The sequence below is a fragment of the Candidatus Pseudomonas phytovorans genome, from assembly GCA_029202525.1.
GTDB classification, from domain to species: Bacteria; Pseudomonadota; Gammaproteobacteria; order Pseudomonadales; family Pseudomonadaceae; genus Aquipseudomonas; species Aquipseudomonas phytovorans.
This window is the reverse complement of record CP119325.1, coordinates 4238942-4259418: the sequence shown is the minus strand read 5'-3', so window position 1 is coordinate 4259418 and position 20477 is coordinate 4238942. Positions and strand designations below refer to the sequence as shown.

General features: G+C 62.6%; 18 protein-coding genes and 1 pseudogene. 8 read left to right on the top strand and 11 right to left on the bottom strand.

What is annotated here, in order from left to right:
- Positions 1 to 8: 8 nt before the first annotated feature.
- Entirely contained in the window at positions 9 to 1400 is a 1392-nt protein-coding gene (locus P0Y58_18845; protein WEK28954.1) for an FAD-binding oxidoreductase, read from the bottom strand.
- 200 nt (positions 1401 to 1600) lie between these two features.
- Here P0Y58_18845 and P0Y58_18840 point away from each other — a divergent pair, with 200 nt between their 5' ends.
- Positions 1601 to 2662 carry a GlxA family transcriptional regulator gene (locus P0Y58_18840; protein ID WEK28953.1) on the top strand — a complete coding sequence of 354 codons (1062 nt, stop codon included), beginning with the start codon at positions 1601 to 1603 and terminating at the stop codon, positions 2660 to 2662.
- 195 nt (positions 2663 to 2857) lie between these two features.
- On the opposite strand, the gene P0Y58_18835 is transcribed toward P0Y58_18840, so the two are convergent.
- From P0Y58_18835 to P0Y58_18815, 5 genes are all read right to left on the bottom strand, one after another.
- Positions 2858 to 3196, bottom strand: a complete 339-nt coding sequence (locus tag P0Y58_18835) for a RidA family protein (GenBank protein WEK28952.1) — start codon at positions 3194 to 3196, stop codon at positions 2858 to 2860.
- 11 nt (positions 3197 to 3207) lie between these two features.
- Positions 3208 to 3558, bottom strand: coding sequence for a cupin domain-containing protein (locus P0Y58_18830; protein ID WEK28951.1), 351 nt, complete (start codon positions 3556 to 3558; stop codon positions 3208 to 3210).
- A gap of 12 nt (positions 3559 to 3570) precedes the next feature.
- A complete protein-coding gene (locus tag P0Y58_18825; protein WEK28950.1) occupies positions 3571 to 4947 on the bottom strand; it encodes an MFS transporter in 1377 nt (458 codons plus the stop codon).
- 537 nt (positions 4948 to 5484) lie between these two features.
- Positions 5485 to 6267 (bottom strand): NAD(P)-binding domain-containing protein, encoded by a 783-nt coding sequence (locus P0Y58_18820; GenBank protein WEK28949.1) that lies wholly within the window; start codon positions 6265 to 6267, stop codon positions 5485 to 5487.
- 12 nt (positions 6268 to 6279) lie between these two features.
- The gene (locus P0Y58_18815; protein WEK28948.1) at positions 6280 to 7599 is read right to left on the bottom strand and encodes an FAD-binding oxidoreductase; all 1320 of its coding nucleotides are present in this window, start codon (positions 7597 to 7599) and stop codon (positions 6280 to 6282) included.
- Positions 7600 to 7698: 99 nt separating this feature from the next.
- On the opposite strand from P0Y58_18815, the pseudogene P0Y58_18810 reads away from it, so the two are divergent.
- Positions 7699 to 7836: pseudogene (locus P0Y58_18810) on the top strand (glutathione S-transferase C-terminal domain-containing protein).
- A 35-nt stretch (positions 7837 to 7871) separates the two neighbouring features.
- Here P0Y58_18810 and P0Y58_18805 read toward each other — a convergent pair.
- The 5 genes from P0Y58_18805 to P0Y58_18785 all read right to left on the bottom strand — a co-directional run bounded on the left by P0Y58_18805 (position 7872) and on the right by P0Y58_18785 (position 12692).
- Positions 7872 to 8810 carry an RHS repeat-associated core domain-containing protein gene (locus P0Y58_18805; protein ID WEK28947.1) on the bottom strand — a complete coding sequence of 313 codons (939 nt, stop codon included), beginning with the start codon at positions 8808 to 8810 and terminating at the stop codon, positions 7872 to 7874.
- Positions 8811 to 8983: 173 nt separating this feature from the next.
- Positions 8984 to 10084 (bottom strand): sigma54-dependent transcriptional activator SfnR, encoded by a 1101-nt coding sequence (gene sfnR, locus P0Y58_18800; protein WEK28946.1) that lies wholly within the window; start codon positions 10082 to 10084, stop codon positions 8984 to 8986.
- A gap of 9 nt (positions 10085 to 10093) precedes the next feature.
- The gene (locus P0Y58_18795) at positions 10094 to 11281 is read right to left on the bottom strand and encodes an acyl-CoA dehydrogenase family protein (GenBank protein ID WEK28945.1); all 1188 of its coding nucleotides are present in this window, start codon (positions 11279 to 11281) and stop codon (positions 10094 to 10096) included.
- Positions 11282 to 11290: 9 nt separating this feature from the next.
- The gene (msuE, locus tag P0Y58_18790; GenBank protein WEK28944.1) at positions 11291 to 11851 is read right to left on the bottom strand and encodes an FMN reductase; all 561 of its coding nucleotides are present in this window, start codon (positions 11849 to 11851) and stop codon (positions 11291 to 11293) included.
- Between the two features lie 250 nt (positions 11852 to 12101).
- Positions 12102 to 12692: a TetR/AcrR family transcriptional regulator gene (locus tag P0Y58_18785; GenBank protein ID WEK28943.1), complete on the bottom strand. Its 591-nt coding sequence runs from the start codon at positions 12690 to 12692 to the stop codon at positions 12102 to 12104.
- A gap of 84 nt (positions 12693 to 12776) precedes the next feature.
- Here P0Y58_18785 and P0Y58_18780 point away from each other — a divergent pair, with 84 nt between their 5' ends.
- From P0Y58_18780 to P0Y58_18755, 6 genes are all read left to right on the top strand, one after another.
- A complete protein-coding gene (locus P0Y58_18780) occupies positions 12777 to 13526 on the top strand; it encodes an SDR family NAD(P)-dependent oxidoreductase (GenBank protein WEK28942.1) in 750 nt (249 codons plus the stop codon).
- Positions 13519 to 14274, top strand: coding sequence for an SDR family oxidoreductase (locus P0Y58_18775; GenBank protein WEK28941.1), 756 nt, complete (start codon positions 13519 to 13521; stop codon positions 14272 to 14274). The genes P0Y58_18780 and P0Y58_18775 overlap by 8 nt, the downstream gene beginning before the upstream one ends.
- A gap of 374 nt (positions 14275 to 14648) precedes the next feature.
- Positions 14649 to 16724, top strand: a complete 2076-nt coding sequence (locus P0Y58_18770; GenBank protein ID WEK28940.1) for a hydantoinase/oxoprolinase family protein — start codon at positions 14649 to 14651, stop codon at positions 16722 to 16724.
- 24 nt (positions 16725 to 16748) lie between these two features.
- Positions 16749 to 18413, top strand: coding sequence for a hydantoinase B/oxoprolinase family protein (locus tag P0Y58_18765; GenBank protein WEK28939.1), 1665 nt, complete (start codon positions 16749 to 16751; stop codon positions 18411 to 18413).
- A 3-nt stretch (positions 18414 to 18416) separates the two neighbouring features.
- Positions 18417 to 19619, top strand: coding sequence for a pyridoxal phosphate-dependent aminotransferase (locus P0Y58_18760; GenBank protein ID WEK28938.1), 1203 nt, complete (start codon positions 18417 to 18419; stop codon positions 19617 to 19619).
- 26 nt (positions 19620 to 19645) lie between these two features.
- Positions 19646 to 20458: an NAD(P)-dependent oxidoreductase gene (locus P0Y58_18755; protein WEK28937.1), complete on the top strand. Its 813-nt coding sequence runs from the start codon at positions 19646 to 19648 to the stop codon at positions 20456 to 20458.
- Positions 20459 to 20477: the final 19 nt, after the last annotated feature.

Below are 20477 nucleotides of genomic sequence, written 5' to 3'. Positions count from 1 at the left end.
TGTGGTCCTTATTTTTTCTGCGCTGGCACGTAGCCGGCGGGCGCCATGCCGACCAGCTGGCGGGTGATGAAACCGGCGTCCTGGTCGTGGTCTTCCAGCGATTCCTTGCGCACCAATGCGTCGCGCACCAGGTGTGCGCCAAAGAAACGGAACGGCTCTGGCGGCAGCAGTTTCATGTTCTGATTGACCAGGCCACAGTTGGCCCAGGCGTCGTTGGCATGGGTGGCCAGCGACTTGATGATGCGGCTGGCGAACACGGTGGTGGCCACGCCGTTGCCGGAAAAACCGATGCCGTAGCTGACGGTCTGGTGGTGGTCGAGGTAGCCAAAGTTGGGCAGGCCCTTCATGGCTCGGTCGATCGGCCCGGTCCAGCTGCTGACCACCGGCACATCCTGCAGCTGCGGGTACAGCCGGCGCAGTTCGGCAGCGACCTTGTCGGCGGCCGGCGAGGGTTTTTCATACAGGTTGCCGATGCGCCCGGCATAGGCGAACTGGCCCAGGGGCTTGCCGAATACCACACGCCCGTCCGGGGTGTTGCGCCAGTAGTTGAGCACGGTGCGCGAGTCGGTCATGCATTCGCCGCCGCTGAAACCGATGGCATCGAGCTTGGCCTTGACCGGCGCGGTGGCGACCATGTCGCTGGACATGATCGCGATCATCCGGCGTAGTTCGGGGAATTGCGCGCCCCAGGCGTTGAGCGCCAGCACCACGTGGCTGGCTTTCACATGGCCCTTGGCCGTGTGCACCACCGGGTTCTTGCCACGCTGCAGATGGGTGAAGGGCGATTTCTCGAAAATCTGCACACCCAGTTTCAGCGCCACGCGTCGCAAGCCGCGGGCGAGCATGGCGGGCTGTACGGTGGCCGCGTTGGGGTCAAAGATACCGCCCAGCACCAGTGGCGAGCCGACGCGGCCGCGGATGGTCTGGCGGTCCAGCTCCTGGAACGGGTTGACGTCGAGCTTTTGCAGGCCGTCGGTGAGCACGCGCCAAGAGTTCATCTGCCGCTGGTTGGTGGCCGTCCACAGCCAGCCGTTCTTGCGGTACTGGGCGTCGATGCCGTGTTGATGGCAGAAACTGCCGATCTCGTCGATGGCCGACTCGGCTGCCTCGCAGATGCGCCGCGCCTCGATGTCGCCGCAGATGGTGCGCAGCGACAGGTACTTGCCCCACCAGTTGGTGGCCACGCCACCGTTGCGCCCGCTGGCACCCGAACCGCAGCGGTCGCGTTCGACGATGACGATGGTTTTTTCCGGGTGCGCCTGTTTCAGGCGGATGGCCGACCACAGGCCAAGGAAGCCACCGCCGACGATGCACACGTCGGCTTGAATCGAGTCCTGCAGGGCAGGGGCCAGGTCGTTGTCCAGGTCAAGCGCCTGGGCATACCAGAATCCACGGTACATGAGGGGTGCCTCTGAGCATGTTTGTCTTGTGCCTACATGATGCTCAGCCGGGGCTGGGGGCTGATATTACAGCCATGACAATTGATAGAACGGCGCCGCCTTTTGTCACGCATTTCCTATTTGTGGGGATGCATATGATATGACGGACGCAGGGCGCGCTTTAGAATGGCGCCATTACGGATGTCACGAGGCCAGCGTCCATGTTTGCCGAACAACAAGAAGAACCGGTACAAGCCCCCGTCATCACTGCGCAGGTCAAGCCCGAGTTACGCGTGGGTTTTGTGCTGATGAACCACTTCACCCTGGTGCCGGTGGCCGGGCTGGTGGATTCGCTGCGTTTTGCCGCAGACAAGTCGTTCCGCAGCCAGCAGGTGTTCTGCCAGTGGGACTGGATGACCCTTGACGACCAGCCGATCACGGCCAGTTGTGGCATGCCGATTTTGCCCACCAAGCCGTTGAACCTGTTCGCCCAGTACGACTACATCGTGCTGGCCGGTGGCCTGCTGGACGAAACCCGCCACCCGCCGGACTGGCTGCTGGATGCGCTGCGTGAGGTGCATGCGGCGAGTATTCCGATCATCGCCTTGTGCTCAGGGTCATTCGTGCTGGGTAAAGCCGGGCTGCTCGATGGCCGGCGCTGTGCGCTGCATTTCACCTTGCGCGATGAATTCAAGGCGCGCTTTCCACTGGCCACGGCGGTGATCGACAAGAGCTACGTGGACGACCGTGGCATCATCACCTGCCCGGGCGGTACGGCCATTGACCTGGCGGCCAACCTGATCCGCCAGCATTGCGGCGCGGTACGGGCGCAAAAGGGGCTGGAATACTTGCTGGTGGATGAACGCGCCGATGAGCAGCAGGACAAGGCCGCCACCGAGAGCGTGTACCAGAACGACCGGGTGCAGCGGGCGATCAGTTTCATGCGCGCCAATCTGGATGCCTCGATGACGCTCAAGGCGGTGGCTGAAGCGGTGGGCACCCACCCCCGGCAGTTGCACCGCGAGTTCGTCGCCAATACCCAGGAACCACCGGCCAACTACTGGCGCAAGCTGCGCCTGGACCATGCCCGACGGTTGTTGGTGAATACCAGCCAGAACATCACCACCATTGCTTTGGCCTGCGGGTTTTCAGATGCGTCGCACTTTATCTTGTGGTTCCGCAAACAGTACGGCGAGACGCCTTACAACTTTCGCAAGCGCAGGCATGAAGTGGAGCGGTTTGACTGGCATGGCGACAAGGTGGGGCTGGACCCGGAGCTGTAGGAGATTACCCAGCACTTAAGGCCGCGCTGTCATGCAGAAAGCTCATTTCGTGAGCGTGACGCGGCCTCTGTGGGAGCGGGCGTGCCCGCGAAGACTCCAGCGCGGTGGCTGGCACCGGCTGCGCCGGTGTTCGCGGGCACGCCCGCTCCCACACTGACCGCGCGGACCTCAAGTGATGTGCTATCCCTGTGGTAGTCAGAGCTGGCCGAAGGCCTGGATCTCGATGCGGTATTCAGGGGCAGCCAAGGCTGCCCCTACACAGGCCCGCACCGGTGGCTGATCACTGATCCAGGCGTCATACACCTCATTCATCGCCGCAAACTCACCCATGTCAGCCAGCCAGATCTGCAGGCGGGTGAGGTTGCCCTTGCCCGCGCCGATCTGCGCCAGCCACTGCTCCAGTTGCAGAAGCACGCAGCGGGTCTGCGCGGCGATGTCGCCTGGTTGCAGGGCCACAATGCCGGAGGTTTCGATACGGCCATCCACCAGCACCATCTGGCTGGCCCGTTTGCCGGGGTTGATGCGTTCGATCATCGACTCGTTCCTTAGAACAGCACATAGGTCTTGCGCAGGGTTTCGCGAATGTCCCACACACCCTCGCAGTTCTCCGGGAACAGCACCGCGTCGCCGGCGCGCAGCTCTACCGGCTCGCCACCGTCGGGGGTGAAGGTGCACCAGCCGCTGACAATATGGCTGAACTCGCGGTTTTTCAGGTAGCGGCGGAACACACCCGGGCTGCTTTCCCAAACCCCGATGCTGGCGCCAACAGCTTCGTCGGTCTGGTCCTGGGCGCTGGCGGCCTGGGCGATGGGTTCACCGATCGGCAGGCGGGCCGGGGCAGGGGTGCCCAGCGAGGAGAGGGGGGCATTGCGCACGACAGTCAGTACATGGCTCACGAAGAGGCTCCTTCAGGCTTTACGAACAATGGGTTTGGCAGCAGAGGCGGTGCTGGTGGCGTTACCCAGCGCGGCGGCTTGCTGCAGGTCGAGCTTGCTGGTCTCGGGGGCCAGCCACCAGGAAATCAGGGCGCCGAACAGCGAGATCAGCGCGGCTGCGAACATGGTGTTGGCAATGCCGTAGGAGGCCAGGGATATCGGTACCAGGTACGTGCCCACGGCCGCCCCGATGCGTGACAGCGAGGTAGCCAGGCCCACGGCCGATGCACGGATTTCGGTGGGGAACAACTCGTTGGGGTAGACGTATTCGAGCACCTGGGCGCCGCCGATCAGCACGGCGTAGGCACCGAACAGCACCAGGATGGTCGTGGGCGAGGCATCCGGGAACACCCCCAGCAGCACCAGCGACATGCCTGACCAGAGGAAGCTGTGGATCAGCATCTTGCGCCGGCCCAGGCGGTTGATCAGCTTGGTCGCCAGCAGGCAGCCAAGGGTGAACAGCAAGGTGATGGCGATAGAGCCGTAGGCGGCCCAGTCACCGGTCAGTTGCAGCGCTTGCAAGACCTTGGGCGCAAACGAGTAGATCGCGAACAGCGGCACGATGGCGCAGGTCCAGAACAGGGTGACGAAGGCCATGCGCTTGCCATAGCCAGAGTGGAACAGCGACCACACCGACACCGGTTTGGTGCTGGCCTGCTCGGGCAGGTCGGCAATGGAGTAGTCAGGCCCGTAGACTTTCTTGATCACCGCGTCGGCCTCAGCAGTACGGCCTTTGCTCAGTAACCAGCGGGGCGACTCCGGGGTGCCACTGCGGGCTATCAGGAACAGGGCACCCGGGATCAAAGCACTGGCCAGTACATAACGCCAGCCGTCCTCACCACCGACCCGCAGCAGCAGTTCGCCCACCATGTAGGCGACTGCAGCACCGGCGAACCACATCAGCACCATGGCTGCGAGCAGTGGCCCGCGTTGCTTGCGCGGCAAAAATTCCGCCAGTAGCGAGGTGGCGATCGGGTAGTCGGCGCCTACGGCGATACCGATCAGCAGCCGCCAGGCAAACAGTGCCCAGGCCGACTCCACCCAGAACTGCGCCACCGAGAAACCGACGATGGCGATCAGGTCGACCAGATACAGGACTTTGCGCCCGTACTTATCAGTGAACCAGCCACCGAGAAACCCACCGAGGAACACCCCGATCAAAGCCGAGGCGGCAATCAGCCCCTCCCAGAACGCGGACAGCTGTAAGGCGTTGGTGATCTGCAGCATGGCGACGCCGATGATGCTCAACACGTAGCCATCAAGGAATGGCCCGCCAGCGGAGTAGACCGTCAATTTGCGGTGAAACGCATTGAGCGGCGCATCCTCGACGGAGCGTTTGGTAACAGTCATGTGGCTTACCTCTTGTTTTTATGCGGTGCGTTGTGTGGCGGCACTATCGCACCGTGCTGGCAGGGCTCCCTATAACGGCTCGGACGGGTGATGGGACGTCTTTGCCAGGCTTGCCGAGGGGTAATGCAAGCTGTCCGGAATGTTCTGGTGGGGAGAGGATTTGGCCCGGGTTTGCAGCCGTTAAGCTGTTTGGAGCTGGAAGGTGCCCGTCATGGCAGTGTTGTCGCCTATGAGATCGAGCGCCGCCCGCGCGGCGCTTCGCGGGGCGAGCCCGCTCCCACATTTGTTGCAACGTGGCCATGCCTGTAAGAGAGGCGTTGTCCGCCTTGGTAGATGTCTTGAGAAAGCTGAGGCAGCAGCAGTGCCAGCCGAGATGTCGAGTCGAGGCAACCAGGCTGGCAACCATGGCCTGACAGGTTCGGCACGTTGCAACAAATGTGGGAGCGGGCTTGCCCCGCGAAGCGCCGCGCGGGCGGCGCTCGGTCTCTCAGACGATGAAGATCCCATGGCTAGCACCTATAGGCCCTGAAGCGCGACCTACCGCTCTGCCAGCTGTGATCGCGTCAACAACCCATCCAGCACCACCTCGCATGCCGCCCCCCAGGTGGCGCTCACCGGCTGATGCATCAGCACCGCAAGGCCATCGGCAGTAAAGGTACCGGGCGTGGCAATCGCCTGGCCCAAAGCCTTTAACGTGTACTCCGGCTGCTGGCCGGCACTTGCCACGCAGTCCTGCAGGTTGCCCAACACCAGCGCACGCGCCTCTGCGGCGGGCAGGCCTTTGTCCACCAGCCACTGTTGCAAGTCGTGTAGCAGGAAGTAGAACCAGCCATTCATGCACGCAGCTACGGTGGCCAGTTCGAATTCCGCCTCGCCCTGCAGCACCACCAGTTTGCCCAATGGCCCAAGGTACTGCGTGGTGAGCGCATCGGGTGGGCAGACTACAACCGTGGACTGGTTGTACTGCGCCGCATACGACAGCATCGCACGTACACAGAGGGCGCCGGGGAAGGCGTTAGCCAGTTGCGCAAGGCCGATCCCTGCAGCCAGTGAAACCAGGCGCTGGCCGGGGCGCAGCCGCACCTCATCCGCAAGTTCCGCCAGCGAGTGCGGGCGTACGCCGAGTATCAGCAGTTCCGCCTGGTCGACCACCGCCTGGTTGCTGGTCAGCACCTGGCAGCCGTGCTCGCGGGCCAGCACGGCTGCCCGTTGCGCATTGCGGGGTGAAAGCAGGATAGGGCCTTCGAAACCGCTGCGACGCAGGCCGATGACCACTTTTTCAGTGAGTTCGCCCACCCCGAGAATACCTAGGCTGTGCATGGTGCCTCCTTGTCAGCTTTCCAGGCCGGCGCGGCGCTGGCCCCAGTGCAGGTTGAGGTTGACGCCCGCGCTCAGCAGTGGCTCCGGCGGGTTGCGGTTGGGGCCTGCAGAGCCCAGCAGGAAGTCGATCAGTTCGTCGCGTTCGCCGCTCAGCCAGTCAGCCAGCAAGGTGCCGGTCGCCGTGCCGCGGGTGATGCCAAGGCCGTTGCAGCACAACGCAGCGTGTACGTTGGGCGCAAGGGTGCCGAAGTGCGACAGGTGGTTGCGCGACAGGCACATCGAGCCACCCCAGGTGTATTCGAAGGGCATGCCCGACAGCATCGGGAAGCGCCGCTCGAACGAATCGCGATGCTGGCGGCCGGCACGGGCAATGTGGCGTGGATTGGCACGGCCGTCGGCATTGAAGCTGAAGCTGTTGCGCACCAGCAGGCGCTGGTCCGGGGTGCGCCGCAGGGTGCTGCCGAAAGGGTCTGCCGGGATGATGCCCCAGGTGTTCTTGCCACCTAGGCGGGCTTGCTCGTCCTCGGTCAGCGGGCGGGTCATGCTGGCGTAGGTGAAGATCGGTAGCAGACGGCCAGGCAGGAAGCCGAAGTACGAGGCAAAGGCGTTGTTGGTCAGCAACAGCTGGTCGGCGACGATTTCACCGTTGGCGTGCTTGAGGGTGATGCGCCGGCCCTGCTCGATGTGGGTGATGGTGGTGCGTTCGTGCAGGATCACGTTGGCCGGCAGGCTCTCGGCCAGGCCCTTGGCCAGGGCCGCCGGTTGCAGCAGCTGGGTGCCGGGGGTGTACAGCGCCTTGCGGTAGAAGGCGGTGCCGAAGTGTTCAGGCAGGTCGCGGGCGTCGATCATCTGGTAGGGCTGGTCAAGTTTTTCCAGGCCGCTGCGGTAGGCTTCGAGCACCGCCAGGCCTTTGTCTTCGACAGCCGCCTGGTATTTGCCGTCCGGGCGGATCTGGCAGTCGATGCCGTGCTGGTTGATCAGCCCGCGCAAGATCGCCTGCGCGCGCAGGTTGAGCTTGAGGTTCATCCGCGCGGTGGGCAGGTCGCCGATGTAGTCCGCGGCACCAATGTCGTGTGGCAGGTCGATGGCAAAACCGGAGTTACGCCCCGAGGCGCCGAAGCCGACTTCCTGGGCGTCGACCAGAATGACCTCGTCGTCCGGGTGGTGCAGGGCCAGTTGCCGCGCAGCCGCCAGGCCGGTAAAGCCCGCGCCGAGTACAACCCAGCGCGCCTCGCTCCGCCCCCGGTGCGCGGCGCGTGGCTGGCGCGCAGGGCTGAGGTGGAACCAGCCGCAACCGTTGTCGTCCGCAGGGGTAGAGGTGTTTCTGTACATGGGCTTTTATCCGTGTTGTTTTCTCCACTATGGCATTGGCGGTTGCGCGGGGACTATGACGGGAGGGACGGAGAATGGGATGTTCTGGCAATGGGTATTGATCGTGCCACGGAGGCCTACCGCATTATCGACGCGCACCTGGCGAAGACGCCGTTCATGGTTGGTGGCCGGTTGACCATCGCTGACCTGTCGCTGGCGGGGTACGTGTTCATACCGGAGGACACCGGCATTGAACTGTATCCGTTTGACCATGCACTGTGGCCGTTGCGTGATCATTGGCCTGTTTTCACAGACTGCCTGATGTCGTGAGCGTTGGTATAAATGGGGAAGAATTTCATTAGGCCAAAAGAAAATTTTTCACCAAATGCCTCATCAAGCGGAGGTAATGGTTTTGGGCCGGGTAACTGTACGTATCTAGACGTGTAGGAGTTACTGCTGGCATCGAAATAAGTTTTACCTGTGATTACGTTGCCAGGTGCTCGAACAGGTATGTTGGCGGCATGCGCTATCTCTGGAGCAAAGGCTTTCCCCGTGTTACATGAAATAAGGATAATTTTACTAAAGTTGTTAGTGTCGATGCCTAGGTTGTTCAGCAGGCCAAAAAAATCTTTGGATGTATAAGCTTTGTCGTCAAAATAGATTTTTTTGCCATCGGGAGCGCCATGCAGATTAACCAATAGCTTACGTTTTCCTGCTTTGGGTTGGGTAGCAAAAAAGCCCATTGGCCTGCGTTCGGTATGATCGAGTTTGATGGGTACAAGGTTGCGATAATATTTATATTGGTGGTGGCCGTCGGGGTCGTAGCTGTTGACAGGATCGTTATGCGTATACGCGTACGCGCTGATACCGCCTTGGCCGAACGGGCTGATGTCATCCGCAGCCTGAAATCGCTTCAGGGTGGGAGAGTACCAGCGATAGCCCTGGCCTAATCCGTAATTGCCGGTAAGCGGGTCGGGATATTCACCGTTGAATCCCACTCTTGTCTGCTGCTCTTGGTGGGCAAATCCGAAGGGCGTGTATGAAATGGGCGTTATTTTCCCCGGTGAAACAATTGCTGTCGCTGTATTCAGCATGTTGGTGGCGACAAGGTATGGGTACAGCTGGGAAGAGTGCCTGATAGCCAAGGTTAGCCGGCCGTAACTCAGTGCTCGGGTGGAGCCGGCCAGGCCAATCCGTGTACATGCCAAATTATGTTGATAGAAGATTCGCATCGGTTTATGCCTCTCGGATCCTTGAGCATAAAGCGTCGTGGCTTGCAGTCACAACTGACAAAAGTAACAGGTCTGGACGGCTTGCCTCCACAGGCCTCCCGGTTCCGAAGCCCTGCACTGTACCTGTGGGAGCGGCTTTAGCCGCGAAGAGGCCAGCACAGGCACTGCAAGGCTCAAATTGACAACCGCACCACCCGGTTATCCAGTACCTGCTGTTCCTGCCCGCGCCGCTTGTTCACCACCAGCTCGCCAATCGCAATCAACCGCGTGCGCGTGATGTTGCGCGACAACCCCAGCAGCTGCGCGGTATGCACCTGGTTGTAATGGCAGAACCGATAGGCCGAACGCAGCAGGGCATTTTCCACTTTCTCGTACAGGTCACCCGACGGCTCTTCGTACAGGCGGCTGAATGCCCGCTGCAGCAAGTCGTCCACACCATTGCCTGCCGGCTCTTCCTCCTGCCGATCGATGCGCAGGTTGGACAAACGCAGGTCCTGTGCTTGTACCGTGCCGTCGCCGCAGGTCAGCAAACTGTGGTGGATCACGTTTTCCAGCTCGCGAATATTGCCCGGCCAACTGTATTCCACCAGCTTGGCCTGGGCCTTGGGGCTCAGTTCCACCGGGCCGTAGCCCAGCCGGTCGCTGTAGCTGCGAATGAAGTGCCGGGCCAGCGGCATGATGTCACCCGGGCGGTCGCGCAGCGGGTGCAACTGCAAGGTCACCACGTTCAGGCGGTAGTACAGGTCTTCACGGAAATGCCCGGCATTGATGGCCTTTTCCAGCTGCACATTGGTCGCGGCCAGTACCCGCACGTTGATCGGAATGCTCTTGCGCGACCCTAGCCGCACGACTTCGCGCTCTTGCAGCACGCGCAGCAGCTTGACCTGGATCGGCAAGGGCAGGTCGCCGATTTCGTCGAGGAACAGCGTGCCACCGTTGGCCTCCTCGAACCAGCCGGCCTTGGCCGCCAGGGCGCCGGTGAAAGCGCCCTTTTCATGGCCGAACAGTTCGGCTTCCACCAGTGATTCGGAGAATGCGCCGCAGTTGACCGCAACGAACGGCCCGTTGCGCCGGCCGCTGAGGTTGTGGATGTGGCGTGCGACCAGCTCCTTGCCCGTGCCGGTTTCGCCAATGATCAGGACGCTGGCCTCGCTGGGGGCGACCTGTTGCAAGTGGGCGAGCAGCGCCTGCGATCTGGGGTCTTCAAAGACCTGTGCGGTCGCCCTGATCGAGGTAGCCAGTGTCGGTGACGGGGGGAGGGTCAGCAGTTGCATAGGCAGGCCTCAGGAGTAGAAGGAGGGGGCAGGGCGTTTGTCGTTGAGGGCCCACTCGCCGAGTTCGTGGATCCGGTAGTCCACCGGGTCGTGCAGGGTTTGCGTGCGCAGGTTGCGCCAGTGCCGGTCGAAGCGTAGCGAGGCATGGGTGGCGCGGGCACCGGTGACTTCGAACAGGCGGTTGCAGATGTCCAGGCCGTGGCGGCTGGCGGCGACCTTGGCGGTACCGATGGCCAGGGCCAGGTCGCCACGCTCCTCTGCGGTGAGGGCATGCTCCTTGGCCCAGGCGGCATCCAGCTGGCGCGCGGCCCGTTCGATCAGCAGGCGTACGCTTTCCAGGCTGACCCAGAACTCGCCGTAATGGCGCAGCACGTAAGGGTCTTCGGCACTGCTGGCGGCGCTGGAGCGAAACCACGGCCGGCTTTCCTTGAGCGTGTACTGGCGGGCTTCCTCGAAGGCGCCCTCGGCAATGCCGAGGAACAGGTTGGCGAAGTGCAGTTGCGCAATCAGCGGCCGCAGCGCGGCAAACGGGGTGCTCAAGGGGCCCGGGTCGAGCAGCAGTTCATTGTGCTCCACCCGCACCCGCTCGAACGTGGCGCTGCCACTGTCGGTCTGGCGCTGGCCGATGTTGTTCCAGTCACTGTGCAGGCTGATGCCGGTGCGCCCGCTTGGGATGGCGGCGATCAGCAGCTTGCCACCGGCACGTTCGTCCACCGCCGAGGCGATGAGCATTTCCGAGTCGCTGGCGCCTGAGCAGAAGCTTTTCTTGCCAGAGAACTCGCACCAGCCGTCGAAGTGCTTGACCACGGTACGGGTGTCCAGCGGGTTCAGGGCATTGCCCCAGAACCATTGTTTGCGTGCGGTCTGTTCAAACCACGGCTGCCACTGGTCCGGGCGCGAGAACAGGCGCACGGTCGCCAGCATCAGGTGGTGAAAGCCGAACACGTGGGCGATGGAGCTGTCGACCCGGGCGAACTCGCGCACCACAGCGAAAGTGTCGTGCCAGTTGGCGCCCTGGCCGCCGAAGGCCTGCGGAATCACCAGCGACAGCAGGCCGCTGTTACGCAAGGCATCGCGCTCGGCTTTCGGTGTGCCGCCGCGCTCGTCGCGCTCGACGGCAGTCTGGGCAAACTGCCCGGCCAGTTCGCGGGCGATGGCCAGGGCCGGGCGCAGGGGGGTATTTACAGGTGCATTCATGGCCGCTCCTCAGGCGCTTTTACGCAGTGCGTGGTGGGCGCCGAACAGCGGCACGGCACGTTCGGCGGCCAGGCGGATGCGTGCGGCAAGCGCATCGCTGGAGACCCGGTAGTCGGCCAGTTCCGCCTGGCTGGCGAACACGCCGATGGGCAGGGTCAGGGCCTGCAGGAAGCTGAACAGCGGGCGCAGTTGGTGGTCGAGTACCAACGCATGGCGTTCGCTGCCACCGGTGGCGGCCAGCAGTACCGGGGTGTCGACCAGGGCATCCTGGCCGATCAGGTCGAACAGGTGCTTGAAGTGGCCGGTAAAGCTGCCGCGGTACACCGGGGTTGTCACCACCAGCAGGTCGGCCCGTTCTACCAGGCGCAGTTGCTGTTCGACGGTTTCGGGCAGTTCGCTGCGCCACAGGGCGCTACCCAGCGGGCGGGCGATGTCGCCCAGTTCGATCAGGTGCGGCTTGATGTGCAGGTGTTCGGCCAGTTCGGCGAGGATTGCCTCGGTCAAGGCCAGGGTGCGTGATGGGCGGGAAGTGCCGCCGGACAGGGCTACGACGTTCAGTGGGGTGCTCATGGGCAAGTCTCCGGTTCTGGTTGAGCGGGACTTTGCTTGAGCAATCGTCGTGCCGAGTTCTAATTGTCTTATAAATCAACAGGTTGGCAATTTTGCGAAGATTCGCTGCTGTTGCCGATCGAGCGTTTCGTGTTGATTGGGTGTTGCGCTGCGAACAGTTGGCCAGGTGTTGGCGGCTGTGCAGTGGGGAGATTTATAAAGGATTCTTTTCCAATAAAAAAAGAATAAGAATTTATATTGTTATTCCATTTCATCGATGTGCAACCGTTTTGCCGGTGCCGACGATGCCCTGTACGAATGTCACCAGTTGCTCCCTGGCGGTCATGACTGTTCCCCATTGGGCTTGGCCGCACAGCAAACCCAGCACTGCGTGGGCAATCGACCGCGCACGCGGTGCGGTCAGGCCGCACTCGGCGGCGACGATTTCGCTGAGTAATCCGCTGTATTCAGCTTTCAACTGTTCAACCTGCAACAGTTGGTCTTCGTTCAGGTTCATGGCCTCTCGCATCAGCAACACCAGTTTGTCTGGGTTGGCCTGGCTATAGGTCACGAAGGCCTGCACAAAACAGGGCAAGCGTTCACTGGTGGCTCGGGCGCCTTTGAGGCATTGTCGGGTTTCATACAGCAGGTCGGTCAGGCTCGACTCGATCAGCTCGAACAGCAAGCCCTGTTTGCTCTCGATATGGTGATAAAGCGAGCCGGCGCGCAGGCCAAGGTGGCTGGCCAGGTCGCGCAACCCGATGGCCTGGTAGCCATGGCTGGCAAACAACGCGCTGGCCGCATCCAGCAAGCGATCCCGGGCATGCGGGGTGGGTACGGGCGAGAGCCTGGAAGCGGGCATGGCGGGACCTGTCAGCGAATTGATATTTGACCAAATGTAAGACAACAGGCATCTTACGTAAAGACTCAATCGCGGAGGTGTTTTGTGGAAAATCAAACGGTGGTGATCGTAGGTGGTGCCTCGGGTCTGGGTCTGGAAACAGCCCGGCTGATGGTGAAGCGTGGCGCCGGCAAAATCGGCCTGATCGACCGTAACGAGCAATTGTTGGTACAAGCGGCAGAAGAGCTGCGCGGGCAAGGCGTTGAAGTGGCGATCGCGGTGGGTGATATTGCACGCAGGCATACCGCTCACGCAGCCTTCGCCCAGATCGTCGAAGGTCTGGGCCGGGTGCATTGCCTGGTCAACAGCGCGGCCATCTACCCGCGCCAGGACATCTTCGAGATCAGCGACGAAGAGTGGGACCTGGAAAACGCCGTCAACATCAAGGGCACCTACCACATGATGGTTGCCGCTGTGCGCCACATGCAGCAGTACGTTGCCGCCCCTGCGGTGACCGGGCGTATCGTCAACGTCACTTCGGTGGATGCCTTCAAGGCCCACCCGCAAAACGCCCACTATGCAGCGACCAAGGCGGCGGTGGTCAGCCTGACCAAATCCTTCGCCCAGGCCTGCGCCAAGGACCAGATCCTGGTCAACTCGGTGGCACCGGCCGGTTTCGCCACCGAGCGGGCCAAGCAACTGGGCTTCCTGGGCGAACTCGCAGCGGCCAACCCGCTGGGTCGTGCTGCAGAGCCTGCAGAAATCGCCGAATGGATCGTGATGATGGGCAGCAGCCGCAACAGCTACGCCACGGGCGAAAACGTGATTGTCAGCGGGGGTTACATCTATGCCTGAAGTCGCATTCCCCGAGGGCTACCAGCGCGCGCTGGTGACCGGGGCTACCAGCGGTATCGGCAAGGCCATCGTGCTTGCGCTGCGCAATGCCGGCCTGCAGGTGATTGCCGTGGGGCGCAGCCCCGAAGCCCTGGCCGAGCTCGCCAGTGAGCCGGGCGTGACCACCTTGCAGGCGGATGTACGTGACTACCGGTCGTTGAGCGCCGCGCTGGAAGGGCAGACCATTGATGTACTGGTCAACAACGCGGGCATCCTTTCGACCCGCGCTGCGTTCCAGGACATCGACGAGGCCGAGATCGACAACATGCTCGACATCAACCTCAAGGCGCCGCTGCACCTGGCGCGGCAAGTGTTGCCGGGCATGGTTGGGCGGGGCAGGGGGCACCTGTTCTTTATCGGCTCCAGCGCCGGCCGAGCGCCGCACCCGGGGGCTGCGGTGTACGGTGCTTCCAAGGCCGGTGTGAGCCTGTTCTGTGATGCTTTGCGCTGTGATTTGCTGGGCAGCGGCGTGCGGGTGACCGAGATTGCCCCTGGCCGGGTGCAGACCCAATTGTACAAGAGTGCGATGGGCATGCAGGCGGCGGGTAGCGAGCTGTATGACGGCTATGAGTCGATCCAGCCGGAAGATATCGCCCAGCTGTTGCTGGCGGCGTTGAAGATGCCGCGGCAGGTGGATGTGTCGCGGCTGGAAGTGTTCCCCACGGCGCAGGCGGTGGGTGGCGGGCGGATGGTCAAGACTGCAGGTTGAGTGCATGTCTTGAATGTGATGGTGTTTTGTAGATCGAGCGCCGCCCGCGCGGCGCATCGCGAGCTGTGCTCGCTCCTACGTTTGTTTCGGGCCAATTGTTCCTGTGGGATTTGCGCGCGGACGCCTTGGCGCATGACTCGATATCGCGTCGTACAAGCAAGGCGGTCGAGCACGCCTGTCACAGGCTTGACTGGCCCGAAACAAACGTAGGAGCGAGCACAGCTCGCGATGCGCCGCGCGGGCGGCGCTCGATTTCACCGGAAACAAAAATTTCGAGAAATAGGTGCTTGACCACCTGTAAGACAACATATAACTTACATGAAGACCGTTACCGTAGGTCGAAACAACTACAAAGCATTGCAGGGGATATGACGATGACTGCGACATCATGCCGGGTCGGCGTGGACATAGGCGGCACTTTCACCGATATCGCGCTGGACGTGGACGGCGTGCTGCACTCCACCAAAATCCTGACCGACTACGAGCTGCCTGAGCGGGCCATCCTCACCGGCGTACGCCAGGTGGTAGAGCAGGCCGGCCTGGCGCTTTCGGACATCGATCAGTTGATCCATGGCACCACCCTGGCCACCAACGCCCTGATCGAGCGCCGTGGGGCACGCACCGCATTCATTACTACCGAGGGTTTCCGTGACACCCTCGAAATGCGCACCGAAAACCGTTTCGAGCAGTACGACATCAATATCGTCCTGCCACCGCCGCTGATCGACCGCGAAAACCGCTTCACCCTGCGTGAGCGCCTGGACGTCAAAGGCCGTGTACTGATCGCCCCTGAGCAGGCCGAGATCGATGCCTTGATCGAGCGCATCGCCGAAGGCAACTACGAGAGCGTGGCCATTGGTTTCATCCACAGCTACGTCAACGGCGCCCATGAGCGCCAGTTGCGTGATGCCCTGCAGGCGCGCCTGCCAAAGCTGTCGATCTCGATTTCCAGCGAAGTCTCGCCGCAGATGCGCGAGTTCGAGCGCTTCAACACCGTGTGCGCCAACGCCTACGTCAAGCCGCTGATCAAGTCCTACCTGGACCGCCTGGTGGTGACCTTGAAGCAGGAAGGCGCCGATTGCCCGGTGTTCATGATCCACTCCGGCGGCGGTATCATCTCGGTGCAGAGCGCTGCCGAGTTCCCGGTCCGCCTGGTTGAATCCGGCCCGGCCGGTGGCGCGATCTTCGCCGCCGACATCGCCCGCCGTTACCAGTTGGAAAACGTGCTGTCGTTCGACATGGGCGGCACCACGGCAAAAATCTGCCTGATCGAAGACCAGGTGCCAAAAACCGCGAAAACCTTCGAAGTGGCCCGTACCTACCGCTTCAAGAAGGGCAGCGGCATGCCGATTTCCATCCCGGTGGTGGAAATGGTCGAAATCGGCGCCGGTGGTGGTTCGATTGCCAGCATCGACAGCATGCGCCAGATTCGTGTCGGCCCGCACAGCGCCGCCTCCGAGCCAGGCCCTGCGTGCTACGGTCGTGGAGGCCTGGAACCGACCATCACCGACGCCAACCTGCTGCTCGGTCGCCTCGATGCCGACAATTTCGCCGGAGGTGCGCTGCGCCTGTCCACTGACAGCGGTGCCAATGCAATGGCCCGGGTCATCGGCCAGCCACTGGGCCTGCAGGCCGACACCGCCGCGTTCGGCGTGTGCGAAGTGGTCGACGAGAACATGGCCAACGCCGGCCGCGTGCACGCTGTGGAAAGCGGCAAGGACATCGCCGACTACACCATGATCACTTTCGGTGGCGGCGGCCCGCTGCATGCAGCACGGCTGTGCGAAAAGATGGGTGTTTCGCGCTTCATCGTTCCGGCCGGCGCGGGTGTGGGTTCGGCCATCGGCTTCCTGCGTGCACCGTTTGGTTACGAAGCCGTGCGCAGTGCCTTTGTACGCCTGTCGGAGTTCGATGCCGCGGCGGTGAACGCGCTGATTGAAGAGATGAAAGCGGAGTCGCTGGGCTTCCTGCGCCAGGGCATGCCTGAAGGTGAGCCAGAAATGGACTGCACCGCATTCATGCGTTATGTCGGCCAGGGCTGGGAAATCCCCGTGGCGCTGCCGTTCAAGGCCTTCACCGCTGCCGATACCGTGCAGTTCAAGGCATTGTTCGAAGAGGCCTACACCCGCTTCTTTGGCCGCCCGATCGAAGGCCCGGACATCGAGATCGTCAGTTGGTCGGTGCGCGCCAGTTCGCCGCTGCCGCCCGTGGAGCATATCGAGACTGTCAGTGCTGTCTACCGCTCGCAGGAAGTTGCCCGCCGCCAGGTGTTCGATGTGGCTGCCGGCGGTTTCGTCGACGCCGGTATCCACCCGCGTGAAGAGCTGCAGGTCGGTGCCCGTGTCGACGGCCCGGCGATCATCGTCGAGCGCGAAACCTCGACCTTCGTCACCTCCAACTTCACCGCCACGGTCCAGCCAGACGGCTGCCTGCTGGTTGTGCGCCGCTAACGCCTGAATTCGGAAGAGCTGAACATGAGCGATACGTTGATCGACATTCAAATGCAGGTGATGTGGAACCGCCTGGTCTCGGTGGTCGAAGAACAGGCCCTGACCCTGATCCGCACTGCCTTCTCCACCAGTGTGCGCGAGGCCGGCGACCTGTCGGCCGGCGTCTTCGACCGCGCTGGAAACATGTTGGCCCAAGCGGTCACCGGTACCCCTGGCCACGTCAACACCATGGCCGAGGCGGTGGTGCACTTCATCAAGGACATCGGCGAAGACAACATCTTCGAAGGTGACGTGTACGTGACCAACGACCCATGGAAGGGTACTGGCCACCTGCACGACATCACCATCGTTTCGCCGTCCTTCTACAAGGGCAAGCTGATCGGCTACTTCGCCAGTACCGCCCACGTGGTCGACATCGGCGGCCGGGGCTTTGGTCCGGATGCCCGTGAGGTCTACGAAGAAGGCCTGTTCATCCCGATCATGAAGCTGTTCGAGCGTGGCAACGTCAACCGCGACCTGATCAACATCCTGCGCAACAACGTGCGCGAGAATGACCGGGTGGTGGGTGACTTCTATGCCCTGTCGGCCTGTAACGAAACTGGCCACAAGCGCCTGCTGGACATGCTTGACGAGTTCCAGCTGGAGGACCTGGAACACATCGGCGGGTTCATCCTCGAGCACAGCCGCCGCGCCACCCTGGAATGCTTCAAGTCGCTGCCGCACGGCACCTACACCAACAGCATGACCCTCGACGGATACGACGTCCCGGTCACCCTGGCGGTGACCATCACTGTTGGCCCGGACGGCATTCAGAGCGACTTCACCGGTACGTCGGGCATGAGCCAGTTCGGCATCAACGTGCCGCTGGGCTACGCCAAGGCGTATGCCTGCTACGGCCTCAAGTGCATTGTTGCGCCAGAGATCCCGAACAACACCGCGTCGCTGGCACCGTTCGAGGTGACTGCGCCTGAAGGCTGCATCCTCAATGCCAAGCACCCGGCGCCGGTGTCTGTGCGCCATGTGCTCGGTCACTTCGTGCCTGACCTGGTACTCGGTGCGCTGCACAAGTGCCTGCCAGGCAAGGTGCCAGCCGAGGGCGCCAGCGCCCTGTGGAACCTGCACCTGAGCGTGCGCCCGCTGGAAAGCAACCCGAATGGCCGCAACGCCGAAATGCTGATGTTCAACAGCGGTGGCATGGGTGCGCGTTCGGCGATGGACGGCCTGAGTGCCACCGCCTTCCCAAGCGGTGTGCACACCATGCCGGTGGAAGCGACCGAGCACGCCGGCCCCGTGGTGGTCTGGCGCAAGGAGCTGCGTGAAGGTTCCGGTGGTGCCGGCCAGCTGCGCGGCGGCCTGGGCCAGGAAATCGAAGTGTCGGCCAGCGAAGGCTACAGCTTCCGCTTCAGCGCCATGTTCGACCGTATCCAGTACCCAGCCCGTGGCCTGGAAGGCGGCCAGGAAGGCGCCGAAGGCTTCGTCGGCCTGGACGACGGCAGCGTGCTGCGCGGCAAGGGCCAGCAGTTCGTGCCGGCGGAGCGCCGCCTGGTGCTGCGCCTGCCGGGTGGTGGCGGTTACGGCGACCCGCGTCAGCGCGAACGCCAGCTGGTCGAGCGCGACCTGCGCTACGGCTACATCAGTGCCGAGCAGGCGCGTGCCGACTACGGCTTCGAAGCCGCCAAGGAGCGTTGAGCAATGGACGTGCAAAGCAGCCGCGTCAAAGCGGTAAAAAGCTCGCCGAGCATGGCCGTGTCGGTGCTGGCCAAGCAAATGCTGGCCAAAGGTGAGCCAGTCATCAACCTCGCGTTGGGCGAGCCGGACTACAACGTTCCGGCCCACGTGATCGAGGCTGCGTACCAGGCCATGCTGGCGGGCAACAACCACTACACCGCGCCCAACGGCATGGAGAGCCTGCGCCAGGCGATCGTCGACAAATTCGCCCGGGAAAACGACCTGGCCTATGGCCTGGACGAAATCTGCGTAGGCAACGGCGCCAAGCAACTGCTGTTCAACGCCTTCCTGGCCACCCTGGAAGAAGGCGATGAAGTCATCACCCCGGCGCCGTACTGGGTGTCGTACACCGACATGGCGATACTCAACGGCGGTGTGCCGGTGGTTATCCCGTGCGGTGCCGAGCAGGGCTTCAAGGTCAGCCCGGAGCAACTGGAGGCCGCCATCACCCCGCGTACGCGCTGGGTGATGCTGAACTCGCCGAACAACCCGAGCGGGGCGATCTTCACCCGTGAAGAATTTGCAGCGCTGGGCAAGGTGCTGGAGCGCCACCCGAACGTGCTGGTGATCTCGGACGAGATCTACGAGCACATCGTGCTCGGCGACCAGCCGTTCGTCTCGTTCGTCACTGCGTGCCCACAGTTGCGCGAGCGCACGCTGCTGATCAACGGGGTGTCCAAGGCTTACGCCATGACCGGCTACCGCCTGGGTTACGCAGCAGGGCCTAAAGACCTGATCGTGGCCATGAACAAGACCCAGTCGCAGACCACCACTTGCCCGTCGAGCATCTCGCAGTTGGCCGCGGTGGCGGCACTGAACGGCCCGCAGGACTTCGTGCGCGATGCCAACCTTGAATACCAGGCGCGCGGCGCGCTGGTGGTGGACGGCCTGGCGCAGATCCCGGGCCTCAAGCTGCAGATGCCGCAGGGGGCGTTTTATGCCTTCCCTGAGGTCAGTGCCTTCATTGGCAAGCGCACGCCAGACGGGCAGGTGATCAGCAATGACACCGAGCTGTCGGCCTACCTGTTGCGGGTGGGCAAGGTCGCCACGGTGCCAGGCTCGGCGTTCGGTGTAGAGCCTTACGTGCGCCTGTCCTTCGCCACCTCGCGTCAGGAACTGGAACAGGCACTGGGCCAGCTGCGCGAAGCCTTCGCAGCGCTGGCCTGATCAAACGAATTGAATAGAGGTAGAACATGAGCAAGCCATTCAAACGCCTGCTGATCACCGGCGCCGCCGGGCGCCTGGGCAGCGTGCTGCGCAAGCACCTGGCGCAGTTCGCCGACGAACTGCGCCTGACCGACATCGCCGACCTGGGCCACGCTGCGCCGCACGAAGAATTGATCCGTTGCGACCTGGGCAACTTAGCGGACGTGCTGCCGCTGACCGAAGGTGTGGATGCGATCGTGCATGCCGGTGGTGTGCCGGTTGAAGACACCTTCGAGAAGATTCTCAACGGCAACATCGTCGGCACCTACAACATCTATGAAGCGGCCCGTCGCAACGGTGTGAAGCGGGTGGTGTACACCAGCTCCAACCACGCCATCGGCTTTTACGACCGCACCGAAACCATCGATGCCACCGCTGCGCACCGGCCAGACAGCCTGTATGGCGTGAGCAAGTGCTTTGCCGAGGACCTGGGCCGTTACTACTGGGACAAGTTCGCCATCGAGTCGGTGAACCTGCGCATCGGTTCGTCGTTCCCCGAGCCGCTGGACCGCCGCATGCTTGCCACCTGGCTGTCGTTCGACGACTTCGCCCAGCTCACCGAGCGCTCGCTGCTGGCGCCGCGGGTCGGGCACATGGTGGTGTACGGCATGTCCGATAACCGCGAAAGCCTGTGGGACAACCGCCTGGCTTCGTCGATTGGCTATGTGCCGCAGGACAGTGCCGACGATTACCGGGAAAAGGTATTGGCCGAGCACCCGCCACTGGACCCGAACGAGCCAGCCGCGCGCTACCACGGCGGCAACTTCGCCGGCGCTGGCCACTTTGAAGACTCGAAATAATTCCACATCACGAGAGCGC